At 66.3% G+C, this 17,686-nt stretch carries 15 protein-coding genes, 4 tRNA genes and 1 pseudogene; 8 read left to right on the top strand and 12 right to left on the bottom strand.

The genetic code is table 11. From position 1 onward, the window contains the following. Positions 1 to 19 precede the first annotated feature (19 nt). The 3 genes from G333_RS0111730 to G333_RS0111720 all read right to left on the bottom strand — a co-directional run bounded on the left by G333_RS0111730 (position 20) and on the right by G333_RS0111720 (position 1,578). On the bottom strand, positions 20 to 694 hold the full coding sequence (locus G333_RS0111730; RefSeq protein WP_019628536.1) for a 4Fe-4S dicluster domain-containing protein: 675 nt from the start codon (positions 692 to 694) through the stop codon (positions 20 to 22). Between the two features lie 187 nt (positions 695 to 881). Beyond that, positions 882 to 1,112: a sulfurtransferase TusA family protein gene (locus G333_RS0111725; protein ID WP_018144009.1), complete on the bottom strand. Its 231-nt coding sequence runs from the start codon at positions 1,110 to 1,112 to the stop codon at positions 882 to 884. A 136-nt stretch (positions 1,113 to 1,248) separates the two neighbouring features. Beyond that, positions 1,249 to 1,578, bottom strand: coding sequence for a rhodanese-like domain-containing protein (locus tag G333_RS0111720; RefSeq protein WP_019563460.1), 330 nt, complete (start codon positions 1,576 to 1,578; stop codon positions 1,249 to 1,251). Between the two features lie 198 nt (positions 1,579 to 1,776). On the opposite strand from G333_RS0111720, the gene G333_RS0111715 reads away from it, so the two are divergent. From G333_RS0111715 to soxB, 3 genes are all read left to right on the top strand, one after another. Further along, complete coding sequence (locus G333_RS0111715; RefSeq protein WP_018144011.1) at positions 1,777 to 2,130, top strand: hypothetical protein; 354 nt, start codon at positions 1,777 to 1,779, stop codon at positions 2,128 to 2,130. Between the two features lie 55 nt (positions 2,131 to 2,185). Next, complete coding sequence (locus G333_RS0111710) at positions 2,186 to 3,628, top strand: M48 family metalloprotease (RefSeq protein WP_019571179.1); 1,443 nt, start codon at positions 2,186 to 2,188, stop codon at positions 3,626 to 3,628. A 110-nt stretch (positions 3,629 to 3,738) separates the two neighbouring features. Next, positions 3,739 to 5,547, top strand: a complete 1,809-nt coding sequence (soxB, locus tag G333_RS0111705) for a thiosulfohydrolase SoxB (RefSeq protein WP_026340959.1) — start codon at positions 3,739 to 3,741, stop codon at positions 5,545 to 5,547. A gap of 126 nt (positions 5,548 to 5,673) precedes the next feature. Here the strand turns inward: soxB and G333_RS0111700 are convergent, their stop codons facing one another. From G333_RS0111700 to G333_RS0111680, 5 genes are all read right to left on the bottom strand, one after another. Continuing rightward, positions 5,674 to 6,129, bottom strand: coding sequence for an RT0821/Lpp0805 family surface protein (locus G333_RS0111700; RefSeq protein WP_038038336.1), 456 nt, complete (start codon positions 6,127 to 6,129; stop codon positions 5,674 to 5,676). Between the two features lie 170 nt (positions 6,130 to 6,299). Continuing rightward, positions 6,300 to 6,375 (bottom strand) — tRNA-Lys (locus G333_RS0111695). Positions 6,376 to 6,393: 18 nt separating this feature from the next. Further along, positions 6,394 to 6,469: transfer RNA gene (locus G333_RS0111690), tRNA-His, on the bottom strand. A gap of 40 nt (positions 6,470 to 6,509) precedes the next feature. Continuing rightward, positions 6,510 to 6,586: transfer RNA gene (locus G333_RS0111685), tRNA-Arg, on the bottom strand. Between the two features lie 67 nt (positions 6,587 to 6,653). Beyond that, positions 6,654 to 6,730: transfer RNA gene (locus tag G333_RS0111680), tRNA-Pro, on the bottom strand. 173 nt (positions 6,731 to 6,903) lie between these two features. Here G333_RS0111680 and G333_RS0111675 point away from each other — a divergent pair. Together G333_RS0111675 and folD are read left to right on the top strand one after the other, a co-directional pair. Continuing rightward, positions 6,904 to 7,779, top strand: coding sequence for a GGDEF domain-containing protein (locus tag G333_RS0111675; RefSeq protein ID WP_018938842.1), 876 nt, complete (start codon positions 6,904 to 6,906; stop codon positions 7,777 to 7,779). Between the two features lie 122 nt (positions 7,780 to 7,901). After that, a complete protein-coding gene (folD, locus tag G333_RS0111670) occupies positions 7,902 to 8,765 on the top strand; it encodes a bifunctional methylenetetrahydrofolate dehydrogenase/methenyltetrahydrofolate cyclohydrolase FolD (RefSeq protein ID WP_018144036.1) in 864 nt (287 codons plus the stop codon). Between the two features lie 50 nt (positions 8,766 to 8,815). Here the strand turns inward: folD and gltX are convergent, their stop codons facing one another. Next, positions 8,816 to 10,246: a glutamate--tRNA ligase gene (gene gltX / locus G333_RS0111665; RefSeq protein ID WP_019628533.1), complete on the bottom strand. Its 1,431-nt coding sequence runs from the start codon at positions 10,244 to 10,246 to the stop codon at positions 8,816 to 8,818. A 199-nt stretch (positions 10,247 to 10,445) separates the two neighbouring features. Between gltX and G333_RS0111660 the strand changes: the two genes are divergently transcribed. The 3 genes and pseudogenes from G333_RS0111660 to G333_RS15405 all read left to right on the top strand — a co-directional run bounded on the left by G333_RS0111660 (position 10,446) and on the right by G333_RS15405 (position 12,427). Beyond that, entirely contained in the window at positions 10,446 to 10,961 is a 516-nt protein-coding gene (locus G333_RS0111660; RefSeq protein ID WP_026182001.1) for a peptidylprolyl isomerase, read from the top strand. 7 nt (positions 10,962 to 10,968) lie between these two features. Beyond that, positions 10,969 to 11,724 (top strand): UDP-2,3-diacylglucosamine diphosphatase, encoded by a 756-nt coding sequence (locus tag G333_RS0111655; protein WP_019628532.1) that lies wholly within the window; start codon positions 10,969 to 10,971, stop codon positions 11,722 to 11,724. 447 nt (positions 11,725 to 12,171) lie between these two features. Further along, positions 12,172 to 12,427 (top strand): annotated as a pseudogene (locus G333_RS15405) (hypothetical protein). 294 nt (positions 12,428 to 12,721) lie between these two features. Here the strand turns inward: G333_RS15405 and G333_RS0111645 are convergent. From G333_RS0111645 to G333_RS0111635, 3 genes are read right to left on the bottom strand one after another with little or no spacing between them, the layout of a single operon-like run. Further along, a complete protein-coding gene (locus G333_RS0111645) occupies positions 12,722 to 13,558 on the bottom strand; it encodes a ferritin-like domain-containing protein (protein WP_019628530.1) in 837 nt (278 codons plus the stop codon). 25 nt (positions 13,559 to 13,583) lie between these two features. Then, a complete protein-coding gene (locus tag G333_RS0111640) occupies positions 13,584 to 15,167 on the bottom strand; it encodes a multicopper oxidase family protein (RefSeq protein WP_019628529.1) in 1,584 nt (527 codons plus the stop codon). Further along, complete coding sequence (locus G333_RS0111635; protein WP_019628528.1) at positions 15,164 to 17,683, bottom strand: heavy metal translocating P-type ATPase; 2,520 nt, start codon at positions 17,681 to 17,683, stop codon at positions 15,164 to 15,166. Before G333_RS0111635 ends, G333_RS0111640 begins: the two co-directional genes overlap by 4 nt. Positions 17,684 to 17,686: the final 3 nt, after the last annotated feature.

The raw sequence follows: 17,686 nt of genomic DNA, 5'->3' as shown, positions 1-17,686 counted from the left end.
GCGGGAATCGGTGGACGACTTACTCGTCGTCTTCCTCTTCCTGCTCCTCGAGCCAGTCTTCGTAGTCCTCGCGCTTCTCGTCGATGAAGTCTTCGATCACGTCGAAGAGGTTCTCGTCCATCAGCTCGAGGGACTTCAGGACTCCGGTCATTTCCCAGATGGTGTACATCTCCACCGAGGTCTTCAGGGACACTTCCCAGGCGGTCTCGACCGTCTGCAGCGTCTTCACCGGAATCGCCTTGCGCAGGATGCGCAGATCACCTTCCACCTTCTGGATGTTGGGGCCCCAGTCAGGGAAGTGATCGGGCTGGATCATATCGGGAGACAGCTGGTTCCCCGTGGTGATCAGCTTGAGCATGACGCGGCCGAACGGACGAAGCACGTCCTTGGCGGACTGCATCTCGTGCTTGATGGCCACTTCGCGCATGATCGCGACCAGGCCACCGGGGGAGTTCTTGAACGGGCAGCGCGCCGCACAGGTCATGCACTGGGCGCAGGCCCAGATCTTTTCCTGCATCGCGTCGTAGATCTGCTCGACGTTCTCGGTCCAGAGCAGCTGCACGATCTCGCGCGGCGAGTAATCGTAGAACTGGGCGGACGGACACGTGGCCGTGCAGATGCCGCAGTTCAGGCAGCCGTTAAGATCGTGGTCGTAGCGAAAATCTCCACGAATATCGTCGAAGATTTGCTGCATCTCAGCGTATGTCGCCATATCTCACACCTCTTCGCTTTAGGCGATGCAGGTTTCTTGTGAACCTTGCGCAGCCAGCCTAGACCTCGTCCAGGCACCAATCCAGTTACCGCATGGCAACCATCGTTATTCAGGATTCGGGGCGGCAACCCTTGCGAATTGCCACCCCGAATCAAGCACTTGAAGCGCCTTAGCCCTTCTTGATCAGGAAGTAGAACTTGCCGCCTTCTTCCTTGTGCTCCATCAGCTCGTTACCGGTCTGCTTGGAAAACGCCTGGAAGTCCTTCACGGCGCCCGGGTCGGTCGCGATGATGTGCAGAACCTGGCCGGCGTCCATCGCGGCCAGCGCCTTCTTGGCGCGCAGGATCGGCAGCGGGCAGTTCAGGCCGGAAGCATCGAGTTCTTGGTCAAAGTTGGCCATCGTTTCTCTCCTTTGAGTGCGTTTTATCAGTCGTGTACTGCGGTCCGGTTGGGCCCTGTGCGCTGCAGCCATTACCGAACGGTAATCAACCGAATTCCCCCTTATAGGCGAATCGGCATCGGAATACAACCGAATTCTAATCCGGGCTTACCACCGGTTTTCCGGTCTGAGCCCACCCGACAATGCCGCCGCGCAGGCTGCTTGCACAGTCCACCCCCTGTTGGGCGAGAAAGGCGCAGGCCTGGGCGGAACGCGCCCCACTCTGACAGTAAATGACAACCGGCGCATCACTACCGGTGAACTCGTCCTTGCGCAGCGGCAAGGTGGCCAGCGGGACAAGCTCGGCCCCCGGGATAATGCCGCGACCGGTCTCGCCCGGCGAGCGCACATCCAGCAAACGAAAGCTCTTGCCCTCGTTGCGCCACTGCTCCAGTTCGTCCGGGGTGATCTCGGTAAATCCGTACACGCTGCGCTCCGGGTCGTTCACTTGCGGGGGATGTCCTACTCGTCGCGTGAGCTCTGGCCGGCGGCCGCTCTACGCAAGGAGTGGGCGCGGAGCATAGCGAAACCGACCGGAAATGCAAACAAGACCAAGCGAGGAGAGGTGGATGGTCGCCCGGGACGAAAAGTTCTGCTATCGTCGCCCACGCTTAAGAAAACGCTGATGCAGACACATCAGCTTCATTGCTTCGCGGAGGATATCCCGGTGGACAAGAGCGAATTCCAGGTCGACGGCCACTATGCCGTCACGCTGAAAGACGAAAACGGCAAGCTGCGCCCTGCCAACATCTACGTGCACGACATGCAGGACAACTACATGATCGCGCGGCGTACCTCCGGCGGCGACGTGGGCCTGCTGTTCAAGATGGACTATGACGACGTCATCAAGCTCGTCCGCACCCACAAGGTGCTGGACCGCAAGAAGTTCATGGTGCCTGCGGCGATGCTCAAGCCGAAGCTGTGGGAAACCCGCGACAGCATGCGCACCTATTCGTCGGCCCCGGGGCTTGGCAAGTAACGACCGCCCCCGGCATGCCCACACCAGAGGGCCGGCGCCCGCCGGCCCTCGCGGCATGCCTTCTATTGTCCATTTCCTGCTCGCCGCCCTTCTGGTGGTGGCGAGCCTGGCGGTACCACCCGCCCACTCCAGTGGCGTTTCCCTGCCCGACTTGGGCGAGGCCTCCGGCGGCGTACTGACCCCGGCGGAAGAACGCGAGCTCGGCCGCTCCCTGCTGCGCGAGGTCCGCCGCAGCGCCCCCCTGGTGACCGATCCCGAGATCGTCTTTTATGTCGACTCCCTGGGACGCCAGTTGTTGGCCAACGCACCCAGCGCCGATGGGCCGTTCTACTTCCTGACCATCGACAACAGCCAGGTGAACGCCTTCGCGATGCCCGGGGGCATTATCGGCATCCATGCGGGTCTGATGCTGGAGGTCCGCGACGAGGCCGAACTGGCCGCCGTGGTCGCACACGAAATCGCCCACGTTACCCAACGGCACCTCGCGCGCATGTTCGCGCGCGGACGCGACGTCAATTTCACCACCGGCCTCGCCATCCTGGCGGGCATCCTTGCCTCGGCGGTGGACCCCACCCTGGGCTCGGCCATCATTACCGGGGGTGTGGCCGGCGGCATCCAGCAACAGATCAATTTCACCCGCGCAAACGAGGCCGAGGCGGATCGGGCCGGGATGCAGATCCTGCAAGGCACCGGCTTCGACCCCAATGCGATGGCCGATTTCTTCGAGCGCCTGCAAGAGCTCTCGCGCGGGGTCGGCGACCAGGTGCCGGAGTACCTGCGCACGCACCCGGTCACCCTCGACCGGATCACCGACGCCCGCAACCGCGCAAACCAGATGGCTGCCAGCGACACCCGCAACCGCGGCCCCGAATTCCAGTGGATGCAGGCGCGCATGCAGGCGCTGCAGGATCCCCGGCGAACCCTGGAACGCTTCCGCGCAACGGACACCCCTTCGCCCCAGCAGCGCTACGGGGCGGCGGTCGCCTATCTCGAACGCGGAGAACCCGGCCGCGCCCGCGAACAGCTCGAACGCCTCGATGCGGCGGACGCCCCCGGACTCACCCTCGAACTCGCGTTCGCAGCACTGCTGCGCGAGGAAGGCGAACACAGCGCGGCGCTGGAACGGCTGGAAGATCTGGACGCGGTGTATCCCGGCCACCCGGTGATCCGCGAACGCCTGGCCCGGGTCCACCGCGACCTCGGGCAGCCCGACCGCGCCATTCGCATCCTGTCCGACATGATCCGCCGCGAGGCGGCCCCCAATCCGGAGCTCCTGCGCCTGCAGGCGGACATCGCGGACGCGGCCGGGTATATTGCAATCAGCCGCGAGGCCATGGCCGAATACTTCTTTCATCGCGCCCAGTATGAGGAGGCCGTGCGCCAGTTCGAGGCGGGAATGGACGCCTCGGATGCCAGCGAGCGCGACCGTCAACGCATCGAAGACAAGCGCGACACGGCCCGAGAGACCGCACGCGAGGCGCGCGAGGACCGGCGATAGAAACCGCGTACGCGGGGAATGTTCCCGCAGGACCATTCGTCTACCGACAGTCATAGAACTGCCCGAAAACCCACCACCAATACACCCGGACAAGAGAGGTAGAACTCCTCATGCACATCTCACGCCGAGAATTCATGCAGTTACTGGCCGCCGCCAGCGCCGCCGGTTTCCCCCTGGGCACCGCCGCCTGCAGCAACAACAAGGGCGGCACTGCGGGTGATCCCTACGACACCCTGGATCGCTTCGGCAATGTGCACCTGCTGCACTACACCGACTGCCACGCCCAGCTGAAGCCGGTGTACTTCCGCGAGCCAAACGTCAACCTCGGCGTGGCGGACATGCGTAACCGTCCGCCGCACATCGTGAGCGAGCACTTCCTCAAGCATTACGACATCGAACGCGACAGCATCTACGCCCACGCCTATACCAACCTGAACTTCATGGAAGCGGCCGAACAGTACGGTCGAGTAGGCGGCTTTGCGCATCTGAAGACGCTGATCAACAAGCTGCGTGACTCGCGACCCAACGCCCTCCTGCTGGACGGCGGCGACACCTGGGGCGGCGGCTCCGGCTCCGCGCTGTGGACCAACGCGCAGGACATGGTCGATGCACAGAAACTGCTGGGCATCGACGTCATGACCGGTCACTGGGAATTCACCTACGGCGCCGACCGCGTGGAAGAGGTCGTGAACGGCGACTTCGCCGATGCCGGCATCGACTTCGTCGCCCAGAACGTGCGCGACGTGGACTGGGGTGACCGCATCTTCAAGCCCTACGTGATCCGCGAGATGAACGGCGTGAACGTGGCGGTGGTGGGCCAGGCCTTCCCCTACACCCCGATCGCCAACCCGCGCTGGATGGTCGAGCAGTGGTCCTTCGGCATCCGTCCGGACGACATGCAGGAGACCGTCAACGACGCGCGTGCCGAAGGCGCCGAGATCGTCGTTGCCCTGTCGCACAACGGCATGGACGTGGACATCAAGATGGCCGGCATGGTCGAGGGCCTGGACGCCATCATGGGCGGCCATACCCATGACGCCGTGCCGCAGCCGATGCCAATCGAGCGCCCCGACGGCGGAACCTGCCTGGTCACCAATGCCGGCTCCAACGCCAAGTTCGTCGGCGTGCTGGACTTCGACTTCCGCGACGGCGCAATCAAGGACTGGGAATACCGCCTGGTGCCGGTGTTCGCCGAGATGCTGCCGGAAGACCCGGCAATGGCGACCTACATCCACAACATGCGCAACAGCGAGGTCACCTGGAAGGGCGAGACCTTCAACATGGAGGAGAAGCTGTCCGAGGAACTGGCAGTCACCGAGGACCTGCTGTTCCGCCGCGGCAACTTCAACGGTACCTTCGACCAGCTGATCTGCGATGGCCTGATTGAATACAACGATGCGCAGATCTCGTTCTCCCCGGGCTTCCGCTGGGGCACCACCGTGCTGCCAGGCATGCCGATCACCTTCGAGCACGTGATGGACCAGACCGGTCTCACCTACCCGGAGATGACCCGCAACGCCTTTACCGGGGCCCAGATCAAGGAGATCCTGGAAGACGTGGCCGACAACCTGTACAACGCCGATCCGTTCTACCAGCAGGGCGGCGACATGGTCCGTGTCGGCGGCCTGAAGTACGCCATCGACCCGAGCGCCAGTGCCGGCAACCGGATCTCCGAAATGGAACTGGACGGCAGGAAGCTGGACGCCGACAAGGAATACGTCGTCGCCGGCTGGGCCAGCGTGCAGCAGAGCGTGCCCGGCGGTGTCGGGGTCGACATCTGGGACGGCGTCGCCGACTACCTGCGCAGCCAGGACGGCAATGTGCGCATCAGCGACCTCAACGAACCGAAGGTCAAGGGCATCGGCGAGGACAACCTCGGCTACGTCCCGACCACCGAGGACATGTACCGCAGGTCCTGATCGGTTCGCGCCCCCTTCCGGGGGCAACCCCGGAACGAGAAAGCCCCGCTCATGCGGGGCTTTTTTGTGGCCGTCTTCCTGGTGACCCGTCTCCGGACAAGGTCGCCCTGGGCACCGGGGTTCTCTCTAAACATCCACCCAGCGCCCGCTGGCATCACGGCAGGCCGTGCCGTTAATCGTTTCGGGGTAGCCGTCCATGGTGGCCTGCACCTGGTACTCGCGGCAGTCCTGCCCCGAGGAGCGGTAGGTCCGGGTCGGTGTAGCGTGGTACTGATGCCCGGTATTCGGGTTGCGCCAGGTCGAGCTCTGGCGATCCGGGACCGTCTCCAGCGTACGCGACACGCGCATCCGGTCCACGTCATCCATGCTCCGCCCCACCGAACCGCCAACGGCCGCACCCGCCAGGGTCCCGGCAATAATCGCCGCAGTACGCCCGCGCCCGCCGCCGATCTGACTGCCGATGACACCGCCGGCCGCACCCCCGATCAGGGCCCCGGTCTGCTGCTTGCTCACCGTCTGGCACCCCGCCAGGAGGGCCACCAAACCCGCCAGCATCAGGATCATTAAAATTCTGCCTGTCATCTTTCCAGCCTCCCGACGGCACAAACCGCACTGATACACGAACACGCAAACAGACTACGCCCGCGCATCTGAACGGAAGGTGAAAGAACTGGAGATATGCCGCCCCATCCTTCGCCACACCGAAAACGGCAAAGGGTGTAGTGGTCAATCGGGAAAAGCGGGAAAGAAAATGGTGGGCCGTGTAGGAATCGAACCTACAACCAATGGATTAAGAGTCCACTGCTCTACCAATTGAGCTAACGGCCCCCTGAACAAAAAAGGGGGTGGGGTGACCGATGGGACTCGAACCCACGACAACCGGAGTCACAATCCGGGACTCTACCAACTGAGCTACGGTCACCACCGTGTCACTGTACAGCTACTTGCGCGAAGGGCGGCGCTGGCGCGCCCGGCAGGACTCGAACCTGCAACCGTCGGCTTAGAAGGCCGATGCTCTATCCGGTTGAGCTACGAGCGCGTTACCGCCGAGCATTGAGGCCATGGCGCCTGATCCGAGCCTGCCGGAAAACCGTGGCCGGGAGCCATGGTCGGGGTAGAGGGATTCGAACCCCCGACATCCTGCTCCCAAAGCAGGCGCGCTACCAGACTGCGCTATACCCCGTCGAGCCGTCCCCGCTAAAGGGCCTACACAGCGAGCGCAGGATGGTAGCCCCGCGAGGGGTTCGCGGTCAACATTCATCAACAGATTCCGCCTGCAATGCCCTCCCCTCGGGCGCGGCCCCGTGCTAACGTCGGCTCGGGACGTTCGCAGGGTCGCGAGCGCGGAGGGGACGGATGCTCGACTGGGTAGCCAACACAGCCATTGTATTGGGGGCAAGCGGCCTCCTGTATGCCCAATGGACACTCGCCCGGCTGCTGCGCGAGCTCCCCGAGAGCCGGGTCCGCACCGGCTGGAAGATGATGTTCTTTCTGGTCCCGGTCTTTATCCTCGGCTATTTCGGCTACATCCCGCTGAACTGGGGGCTCTACGAGGGCCTGCCCGACCTCCTGGTGCCAGCCATCTTCCTCCTCGGGGGCTGTTTCGTCTGCACCGTGGTCGGTCTGACCCATAGCTCGGTGGAGAAGATCCGCCACATTACGCGGCTGGAACACGAATCCATCACCGACCCGCTGACCGGCCTGTTCAACCGCCGGCACATGGATCGCCGGCTGGACGAGGAAGTATCCCGCGCCCGGCGCTACGGCCAGCCATTGTCCGTCGTGATGCTGGATATCGACCAGTTCAAGCCGATCAATGACCGCCTGGGCCACCTGATCGGGGACTACATCCTGACGACCCTGGCCGAACGCATGCAGCAAGTCCTGCGGCGCTCCGACCTTGCCGCGCGCTTCGGCGGGGAGGAGTTCGTCGTCGTCGCCCCGCATACCGACCTCAAGGCAGCCATGGCGCTGGGCGAGAAGCTGCGCGAAGCCATATCCGGCCACCCGATCACCCTGACCGGGCACCAGGCCGCCCCGCCCTGCGCACCGGATACCCTGACGGTCACGGTCAGCGTCGGCATCGCCAGCCTCGACGCGAACCCGAAATCCAGGGACACCGCCGAGACCCTGATTGCCCGTGCCGACGACGCGCTCTATCGCGCCAAACAGGACGGGCGCAACCGCTGCGAGGCCAGCGCGCCCGCAAGCGGCCTCTCGGCGGCCCTGTAGCCAGGCACCTCTGCTGGCCGAGGCATCCGCCTCGCCCCCATGCAGATTCCGCCCGGCAAATCGCTTGAGCCCCCGCGCCCGCCATGGGAAGATCGCGGGCGTTCCCCCGGAGGCGAGACCCCATGACGGCCCAGATCATCGATGGACGCGCGATTGGCCAGACCCACCGCGCAAGAATCGCGACCGAGATCGAATCCATGACCGCCCGCGACCTGCGTCCGCCGGGCCTCGCCGTGGTGCTGGTCGGGACCAACCCGGCCTCCGAGGTCTATGTGCGCAACAAGCGCAAGGCCTGCGAACAGGTCGGTGTGGTCTCGCACTCCTATGACCTGCCCGCGGGCACGCCGCAGACCGATCTGCTGGCGCTGATCGACCAGCTCAATGCCGACCGCACCATCGACGGCATCCTGGTCCAGCTGCCGCTGCCGGATCACATTGACCCCGAGACGGTGATCGAGCGCATCTCCCCGGCCAAGGACGTGGACGGCTTCCATCCGTACAACGTCGGCCGCCTGGTGGCGCGCGTGCCGCGCCTGCGCCCCTGCACCCCCTGGGGCGTCATCCAGCTGCTGCGGCATATCGAGGAACCGTTCAAGGGCCGCACGGCCTGCGTGATCGGCGCCTCCAATATCGTCGGCCGACCCATGGCCCTGGAACTGCTGCTGGCCGGTGCGACCCCGACCATCTGCCATCGCTTCACCCCGGATACCGCCGCCATTGCACGGCACTCCGACATCGTGGTCGCCGCGGTCGGCAAGCCCGGCCTGGTCAAGGGTGACTGGATCAAGCCCGGCGCCACGGTGATCGACATCGGCATCAACCGCCGCGACGACGGTACCCTGACCGGCGACGTGGAGTTCGACGCCGCCGCCGAGAAGGCCGCCTGGATCACGCCCGTGCCGGGCGGGGTCGGCCCGATGACCGTGGCGATGCTGCTGGACAACACCCTGCGCGCCCGCGCCTTCGGGACCCACGAAGCGGCCTGAACGATGGCGTCCAGCGCCCGCCTGCGGGCGGGCGCTTGCTTCTCGCGGGTTCAGCCCGCTGCGTGACGACGCGCGGCTTCCAGGCGCAAACGCACGCGCTCGCGCCCCAGATACTCCCAGATACGCGGCAGCTCCGGCCCAAAGGTCTGCCCGGACAACGCCGCCCGCAACGGCATGAACAGCTTGCGCCCCTTGCGCTCGGTGGCCTGCCCCACCGCCTTGGCCAGGGCGGGAAAATCCTCGGCCGCATCCAGCGCCTCCAGCCCCGCGCTAAAGAACTCCGCGCCGGCGGCCGTCAGTTCCTCGCGCGCGGCCGCGCTGTACGGCGCCGGATCGGCGGCGAACGCCGCGACCCACAGTGGCGCCTCCTCGGCGCGGGTGATGTTGTCGCGCAGCAGCCGCGCCAACGCCGGGCGCTGCTCGGCGGCCACCGCCTCCAGCACCCCCGCCGCCTCCAGGTAGGCCTGCATCTCGGCATCCGAAAGGCTGCGCAGGGCCTCTGACTGCCAGTGATCCAGCTGCTGCGGATCATGCCGCGCCGCGCTGTGACCAATACGCTCGGGGCTGAATCCGGCCGCCAGCTCCGTGGGCGACAGCAGGGCATCGCTCTCGTAGCGATGCCCCAGGCGCGCCAGGTGGTTCAGGATCGCAACCGGCAGATAGCCCTTCGTCCGCAACTCCTCGACGCTCGCGGAACCATTGCGCTTGGACAGCGGCGCCCCGTCCTGCCCCATCACCAGCGGCAGGTGGTGATAGGCCGGCGCGCCCAGCCCCAGGGCCTCCAGCAACATCATCTGCCGCGGGGTGTTGGCGATATGGTCCTCGCCGCGCACCACGTCGGTCACACCCATCAGGGCATCGTCGATCGCGTTGGAGAAGAAGAAGGCCGGCGTGCCATCGGAGCGACGGATCACGAAATCGCCGATCTCGTCGGTACGGAAGCTGACCGGCCCACGCACCCCGTCCTTGAAGCGGATGGTCCGGCCCAGTGGCACACGAAAACGCAGCGTGGGCTTTTGCCCCTCGGCCTCGCGCCGGCCGACCTCCTCCGCACTCAGATGGGCGCAGGTCCCGGGATAGCGCGGCGGCTTGCCCTGGGCACGCATGCGCTTGCGTCCGCGTTCCAGTTCTGCCGGCGAGCAGAAACAGGGATAGGCGAGCCCCTGATCGATCAGCTGGCGGTAATAGCCCGCGTAGAGTTCGCCGCGCTCGGACTGCGCGTAGGGGCCGGCATCGCCCCCGGCACCAAAGCCTTCGTCCCAGTCCAGCCCGAGCCAGCGCAGATCGCGCTGCAGCGCGTCGACGAACTCCGTGCGCGAGCGCTCGGCGTCGGTGTCCTCGATGCGCAGCAGGAAATGCCCTCCGCGCGAACGGGCCCGCAGCGCGCTGAACAGCGCCGTGCGTACATTGCCCAGGTGCAACAGGCCGGTGGGACTGGGGGCGAAGCGGGTGCGGATTATCGAGTTCGTCATCGCGCGCATGGTAGCGGAGCGTCCACCGGCTCACCAGCGCCTCGCCCTCACGCCCACACACACTTCCGGCATGCTGGCAGGCCTTGCCAGTGGCGGGTACCATTGCCGGTCTTATCTTCCGGAGGTCAGTCCAATGCAACGCATCCGCACCCGGCTCGGCGTCGTGCTGGCCACCCTGCTGATCACCCTCTTCACATCAGGAGCCCTCATGGCCGACACCCATCCGCAGGTCGCAATCGAAACCAACCACGGCCGCATCGTGCTGGAACTCAACGCCGAAGCCGCCCCGGAGACGGTCGCCAACTTCCTCTCCTACGTGGATGACGGCTTCTTCGACGGCACGATCTTTCACCGCGTGATCCCGGGCTTCATGGTCCAGGGCGGCGGCTTCGACAAGGACATGAACCAGAAGTCCGCGGGCGAGCCGATCCGCAACGAAGCGGACAACGGCCTGAAGAACGAGGTCGGTGCGATCTCCATGGCGCGTACCCAGGACCCGCATTCCGCCACCGCCCAGTTCTTCATCAACGTGAACGACAACGACTTCCTGAACCACACGGCCCCGAACGCGCAGGGCTGGGGCTATGCCGTGTTCGGCAAGGTCTCCGAGGGCATGGACGTGGTGCGCAAGATCGAGGCCCTTCCCACCGGCCGCGCCGGCATGCACCAGGACGTACCGCAGGAGCCGGTCGTGATGGAAAGCGTCAAGCGCGTCGAGGACTAACCTCTTCGTGAGCGCCCGCGCGCCGGCCCTGGTCATCTCCGACCTGCATCTGGATCGCAAACCCGGCCCCCTGCTCGAGGCCACGCTCGCCTTCCTCGAAGGGCCGGCGCGCGCGGCCTCCTCTCTGTACATCCTGGGCGACCTGTTCGAATACTGGGTCGGCGACGACGCCGGCTTTCCCGCTGCCGAACGGCTCGCCGCAGGCCTGAAGACACTGGACATCCCGGTGGCCTTTATCCATGGCAATCGGGATTTTCTCGTGGGCGAGGCATACGCCGCGCGCGCGGGGATGCAGCTGGCTCCCGACCCCCTGCATGCGGCACTGCCCTGCGGCCCCGCCGTGCTCCTGCACGGTGACTCCCTGTGCACCGACGACACCGAGCACATGGCGTTTCGTCAGCAAGTACGCAGTGGCGAATGGCAACGGGCGTTTCTCGCCCATCCGCTGGAAGAACGCATCCGCCAGGCCGAGGCCATGCGCTCCGCCAGCCGCGACAGCGGCCAGATGAAGGCCGCCGCGATCATGGACGTCAATGCCGAGGCGGTCGCCGACACCTTCCGCGACGCCGACGTCCCGCTGATGATCCACGGCCACACCCATCGCCCGGCGATCCACAAGCTGACCGTCGACGGCCAGCCACGCCAGCGCTGCGTCCTGCCCGCCTGGGACGAACACCCCGGCTACCTGGAGATCAGCGCGGCCGGCCCCGTCCTGCGCCAACTCGACGGCTCGCCCTACCCCGAGCACCTCCTCTGCACCTAAGCGAATCCGCCACAGCGAGTGTTGTGGGAGCGGGCTTGCCCGCGAACGCCCCCACCAAGCCCTAATAGACAGTCCACAGGGTCCCGAATCGTATCCGTACGAAGATAGCCTTTTACGTCGAGGCTAGGCCTGGTTCGGCATCCGGTGTTTACGTGCCTCCGGTCCGCCGCCTGCCAGGCGCTGTCTCGCCAGCGCGCCGCGAGGTACTTCTTTGCTCGTGCAAAGAAGTACCCAAGAAACACGCCCGACTGCCGCGACCCCGGCCCGCTGCGCGGGCCGGGGTTTCCCTCGCTCCGAGGCTTTTCGCGGACGGCGCTGAACTCGCTGCGCCTTCGGCTCCGCTCAGACATCCAGCGCCTTGAATCCCGCGAAAAGCCTCTCCACTCGGCGCGACGACAACGGGGAGGAAGGTCAAGACAACAGCGGTCCCGACCATATTGCTCATGGATGGAGGCTAGGTCTTCGAACATCTCGGGCACGCTCGGCCTTTGGCCATGGCGTGCCGCACCCGCGAAGCGGGTGCCGGGGGCGTAGGATGTGATGAGCGCAGCGAATCGCATCCGTGTTTCGCACGGCGCGGGGAATGGTGCGTTTCGCTGCGCTCAACCGCACCCTACGGGATACCGTCTGTTTTGACCTTCTCCCCCGTATGGAGCCCCTCGCGGAGGGCGTGATGGGCCGGGAGAAGGCGCTGGATGTCTGAGCGAAGCCGAAGGCGTAGCGAGTTCAGCGCCGCCGGCCCAGCGCGTCCGGAGCGAGGTTCCCGGGCGGAATCCGGGAGCCCTTCTTTGGGTACTTTCTTGGGCAAGCAAGAAAGTACCTCGGGGCGCGCTGGCGAGTCAGCGCCTGGCAGGCGGCCGGACCGAAGGCACCGTAAACACCAGAGGACGAACCAGGACCAGCCACAGAAAAGCAGGCGGCCGGGCGAAGGCACCGAGAACACGAAAGCAGGTGAAAGCCCTGACCACACAACAGCGCAGAGCCGGTCCGGTCGAGTCTATTGCGACGGTTCTGTGGTGGCCTGGGCCTTCAGTTGCTCCATCTCCGAGTCGGTGAAGCCGGCGGCGCGGCGTGCCGCGTGCGCGAATGGTGGGCGCACGCGGCCGGGCATGTATTCGGCCAGCAGGTCGAGGAACAGCGGTTCGGGATCGAGACCGCGTGCCCGAGCCAGTTCGCGGAACCAGTGCGTACCGATCGCCACGTGCGCGACCTCCTCGCGCTGGATGATCTCCAGGAGGGCCACGGTGTCGGTATCGCCCGCCGCTTCCAGCCGCTGGATCATGCCCGGAGTCACGTCCAAGCCGCGTGCCTCCAGCACCCGCGGCACCAGCGCCATGCGCACCATCACGTCGTGGTCGGTCGCCAGCGCCGCCTCCCACAAGCCATTGTGGGCCGCCAGATCCCCGTAGTCCGCGCCCAGCTCGAGGAGACGCGCCCGCAGCAGCCGGAAGTGCCGCGCCTCCTCCGCCGCGACCTGCAGCCAGTCGCTGACGAACGGCGCCGGCATGTCGCGGAAGCGGTACACGGCATCCAGCGCCAGGTTGATCGCATTGAACTCGATGTGCGCCACCGCATGCACCAGCGCGACCCGACCGGCAGTGGTATGCAGCCCTCGCCGCGGCAGTTCCTTCGGATGCACAAGGATGGGCTGCCCGGGCCGTCCCGGCACCTCCATGCGTTGCGGCGCGGGGGCATCCGCACCCTCCAGCTCATCCGCCCACCAGGCGCGCGCCAGTTCCAGCACACGCTCGCACTTGCGCTCCGGGTCGCGCTCTCGCAGCGCGACCTCGGCCTCACGGTAGACGGCCGGGTGCGGCCGCGGTCTTTCGCTCATGGCATCCCTCTGTCGCTACGCACGGTCAGGCCCGGACGCGCACGTTCACCATCATGTTGTTGTCCTCGTGCTCCAGATTATGACAGTGGAACACGTAGAGCTGATCACCAGCGTAGTGATGGGTGAAGTCGATCGCGATGCGCACGGTCTCGCCCGGCCACAGCAGGACCGTGTCCTTCCAGCCCAGGTCCGTGACGGTCAGGCCTTCATCGTTCACGGCCTGCTGGCGCACAAAGTCCGGACCGCCCGAACGTGACAGCACCTGGAACGAGAAGCCATGGATATGCATCGGGTGCGGCATGCTGCGGTCCGCATTGCGGATCGTCCAGACCTCCCGCGTGTTGGCATCCACCTCGATCGGCACCCGGTCAGGAGCGTACGTCTCTCCGTTGATGCGCCACTGCATCGGTGCCATGTCCAGACGGATATCCCGCTGGCCGGCATCCGTCACGTCGATGGGCTCGATCCGCGACAAGCGCTCGGGCACCTCGGCGGTGACCGCCTCGCCCTCCTGGACCACGAACTCGAGCAATGCGAGCGGATCGCCGTCGTGCATGCCGCCACCCATCATGCGACCCATGCCGCCGCCCATGCCACGCCCCATCATCCCGCCGCCCATGCCGCCACCGGCCATTGGGTCGAATTCCAGGCTGTGCAGCTCGACCCGGTCGCCTCCGGCAAACGCGGCGAAGTCGACCAGGACCTCCAGGCGTTCTCCCGGCGACAGGAAGGCCTCGTGGGCCTCCCGGGGCGAGTCCAGCAGGCCCGCGTCCGTGCCAATCACCCGGAACGGGACCGCCTCGCCGTCCACTCGCAGGGCCAGGCGGTAGATCCGGGCAGTAGAGCCGTTCAGCAGGCGCAGGCGATGGATACGCCGCTCCACCTCGTGCGTCGCGGCCGGCGTCATATTCACCAGCACCTCGTCGCCGAGATAGCCCATCATCCGCTGCATCGGGTTCGGCCGGTACACCAGATGGCCGAGCCGGTCGAAGCGCTTGTCCTGCAGTACCAGCGGCAGGTCGGTCTTGCCCAGCTCCAGCCCCAACGCCTCGTTCAGCGCCTCGTTGTCGTCGTCGCTCACCAGCAGGAAGCTCGCCAGCCCCTGGTGGGCCTGGCGCGCGGTCCGGTGATGGGCATGGGTGTGATACCAGTAGGTACCGCCACGGTTGGTCACTTTGAAGCGGTATTCGTACTGCTCACCGGGGTCGACCGTCTGCATCGGATGCCCGTCCACCCGGCCCGGAACATGCAGGCCATGCCAGTGGATGATCGTGCCTTCGTCGAGCTGGTTGTCCAGGGTCACGTCCAGTTCATCGCCAGTGCGCAGCAAGAGGATCGGATTCTGGTAGTCATGGCCGTTCATCTGCGTCCGGTACCAGAGGAACGGGGTTTCCTCGCGCCCCGGCACCGGCAGCCACCCCTGCTCCGCGACCAGGGTGAACGGCTTGTTGGGTGCGAACACGGCAAACGGGCCGTCCGCGCCGGGCAGAAACAGGGCGTTGTCGAAACGGGGGGCGGACACTGCATGGTTGAACAGGCTCCAACCGCCGAATGTGGTGATCACGGGAAGCGCCGCGGCCAGCCCCAGAAACTGACGTCGTTTCATCATTGCTTTTCTCCAGTACCGGCTGCCGGCATGCTCCGGCGCAGCAGAATGGAATTGCCGATCACCGAGAGCGAACTGGCGGTCATCGCGACCACACCGATCATCGGGTGCAGCAGCCCGGCCGCAGCGATCGGGATCGCGGCGCTGTTGTAGCCCCAGGCCCAGAACAGGTTCTGCACGATCTTGCGGAAGGTCAGCCGCGACAGCTGGACGGCCTCGACGACCTTGGTCAGCTCGCCGCGCACCAGGGTCACATCCGCCGCCTCGATCGCGACGTCGGCGCCGGCCCCGATCGCGATCCCGACGTTCGCCTGCTGCAGGGCCGGGGCGTCGTTGATGCCGTCGCCGACCATCGCCACGTGCTCGCCGTACGCCTTTTGCAACTCGCGGATGGCCTCGACCTTGCCCTCCGGCAGCACGCCGGCGCGCACCTCGTCGATCCCTACCTGAGCGGCCACGGCATTCGCGGTGCGCTCGTTGTCGCCGGTGACCATCACGCAGCGGATGCCGAGATCATGCAGTTGTTCGATCGCGGCCTGCGACTCTTCCTTGAGCGTGTCGGCGACCGCGACAATGCCGGCCGGCCGGTCGCCGATGGCCACCAGCATCGCGGTCTTGCCGGCATCCTCCAGTTCCCGCAGGGAATCCAGCAGGGCCGATGGATCCAGGCCCTGCTCCTCCAGCAGGCGCTGGCTTCCCACCAGCACCCGTTCCCCGTCCAGGCGGGCCTCCACTCCACGTGCGGTATGCGACTGGAACTGCTCGACCTCGGCGACCTCCAGGCCCCTGTCGCGCGCCCCTTGCACGATGGCATCGGCCAGCGGGTGTGCGGAACCGGCCTCGACGGCCGCCGCCGCCCGCAGCACCCGGGACTCGTCAAAGCCTTCGGCCGGGAGGACGTCGGTCAATGCCGGCTTCCCCCGGGTAATGGTGCCGGTCTTGTCGAGCACGATCACCGCAATGTCCTTCAGGGTCTGGATCGCGGAGCCGGAGCGGATCAGCACGCCACGCTCGGCCCCCATGCCGGACCCGACCATCAGCGCGGTGGGCGTGGCCAATCCCAGCGCACAGGGACAGGCGATGACCAGCACGGCGATCGCCGCCAGGATCGCCAGCACCAGCGGCGGGCGCTCGGAATCGACCCAGGGCAGGAAGCCCTCGCCCCAGACCAGGATCGGCTGCAACGCCCCGGAGAACGCCAGCCAGGCCGCGAAAGCGGCCAGGGCGATGACCAGCACCGCCGGCACGAAGCGCGCGGTAATCCGGTCCGCCAGCTCCTGCACCGGCACGCGCGAGCCCTGCGCCTCGTTGACCAGGCGGATTACCTGCGAAAGGAAGGTATCGGCGCCGACGCGGGTGGCGCGCACCTTCAATCGCCCCTGTTGGTTCAGGGTGGCGCCAAGCACGGTGTCGCCCTCGCCTTTGTCCACCGGGACCGACTCGCCGGTGGCAATGGACTCGTCCACGGTGCTCTCGCCCGCCACCACCTCGCCATCGGTCGGCACCTTCTCGCCCGGGCGCACGATCATCACGTCGCCCACCTGGAGCGACTTGACCGACACCTCGACCTCCTCGCCATCACGCTCGACCCGGGCGGTCTTCGCACCCAGATCCAGCAGCTTGCGGATCGCCGAGGAGGCCTCACCCTTCGCGCGATACTCCAGATAGCGCCCGAGCATATGGAAGGCCATGATGGTCGCCGCCATCTCGATGAACGAGGTCATCGGATAGACGAAACCAACCAGCCCGATCAGGTAGGGCGGCAGCGAGCCCATGGAGATCAGCACGTCCATGTTCAGGTTGCCGCTCTTCAGCGAACGCCAGGCGGAACGATGCGTGGCCGCGCCTCCCGCGAGGAACACCACCGGGAAGGCCAGCAACGCAATGATCAGCAGATAGCCGGGGATCGGCTGCCAGAACATGTGCGGCATCATCAGGACCATGGTCGCGATGGTCGGCACCATCGCGAACCACAGACGGTTCCAGGCCTGCTTCACGTAGGCGGCGTCGATCGCCGAGTCATCCGCCTCGCTGGCGGCATCGTCGGTCTCCACCGCCGCCACGTCATAGCCGGCCCCCTCCACTGCCGCTCGCAGGACCTCGCCATCGGGCCCGTCCGCCGCCACCTCCACTGTGACCCGATGGTCGGAGATGTTGGTGCGTATGGATTCGATCCCGTCGAGCTTCTCGATCGCCGCGCGCACGATGCCGGCGCAGTGATCCGAGCCCATGCCCGGCACCACCAGCCGCACCGAACCGGAACCCCCGGCCTCGCCCTCGACCTGCGCGACGTCGTAGCCGGCGCCCTCCACCGCGGCGCGCAGGCCCTGCGGGTCGACCTGGTCGGGGTCATACCCCACCGTCACCCGGTGCCGGGCGATATTGGTCCCCACCGAGGTCACCCCCGGGGTCTTTTCCAGCGCCGAGCGCACGATGCCCCCGCAGTGGTCCGACCCCATGCCGGGGACGATGACCACCGCCTCGCGGGCGGTCGCCGGCTTCGTTTCTGACGTCGTCATCGC

Source organism: Thioalkalivibrio sp. AKL10, assembly GCF_000381845.1.
Taxonomy (GTDB): Bacteria; Pseudomonadota; Gammaproteobacteria; order Ectothiorhodospirales; family Ectothiorhodospiraceae; genus Thioalkalivibrio; species Thioalkalivibrio versutus.
This window is presented reverse-complemented; position numbering and strand designations above follow the sequence as displayed.

What these genes read in the sequence shown, in the direction of transcription:
- G333_RS0111730 (WP_019628536.1), bottom strand. Translation starts at nt 694, where the DNA reads ATGCAGCAAATCTTCGACGATATTCGTGGAGATTTTCGCTACGACCAC.
- G333_RS0111725 (WP_018144009.1), bottom strand. Translation starts at nt 1,112, where the DNA reads ATGGCCAACTTTGACCAAGAACTCGATGCTTCCGGCCTGAACTGCCCG.
- G333_RS0111715 (WP_018144011.1), top strand. Translation starts at nt 1,777, where the DNA reads ATGCAGACACATCAGCTTCATTGCTTCGCGGAGGATATCCCGGTGGAC.
- G333_RS0111710 (WP_019571179.1), top strand. Translation starts at nt 2,186, where the DNA reads ATGCCTTCTATTGTCCATTTCCTGCTCGCCGCCCTTCTGGTGGTGGCG.
- soxB (WP_026340959.1), top strand. Translation starts at nt 3,739, where the DNA reads ATGCACATCTCACGCCGAGAATTCATGCAGTTACTGGCCGCCGCCAGC.
- G333_RS0111700 (WP_038038336.1), bottom strand. Translation starts at nt 6,129, where the DNA reads ATGACAGGCAGAATTTTAATGATCCTGATGCTGGCGGGTTTGGTGGCC.
- G333_RS0111675 (WP_018938842.1), top strand. Translation starts at nt 6,904, where the DNA reads ATGCTCGACTGGGTAGCCAACACAGCCATTGTATTGGGGGCAAGCGGC.
- folD (WP_018144036.1), top strand. Translation starts at nt 7,902, where the DNA reads ATGACGGCCCAGATCATCGATGGACGCGCGATTGGCCAGACCCACCGC.
- gltX (WP_019628533.1), bottom strand. Translation starts at nt 10,246, where the DNA reads ATGCGCGCGATGACGAACTCGATAATCCGCACCCGCTTCGCCCCCAGT.
- G333_RS0111660 (WP_026182001.1), top strand. Translation starts at nt 10,446, where the DNA reads ATGGCCGACACCCATCCGCAGGTCGCAATCGAAACCAACCACGGCCGC.
- G333_RS0111645 (WP_019628530.1), bottom strand. Translation starts at nt 13,558, where the DNA reads ATGAGCGAAAGACCGCGGCCGCACCCGGCCGTCTACCGTGAGGCCGAG.
- G333_RS0111640 (WP_019628529.1), bottom strand. Translation starts at nt 15,167, where the DNA reads ATGATGAAACGACGTCAGTTTCTGGGGCTGGCCGCGGCGCTTCCCGTG.
- G333_RS0111635 (WP_019628528.1), bottom strand. Translation starts at nt 17,683, where the DNA reads ATGACGACGTCAGAAACGAAGCCGGCGACCGCCCGCGAGGCGGTGGTC.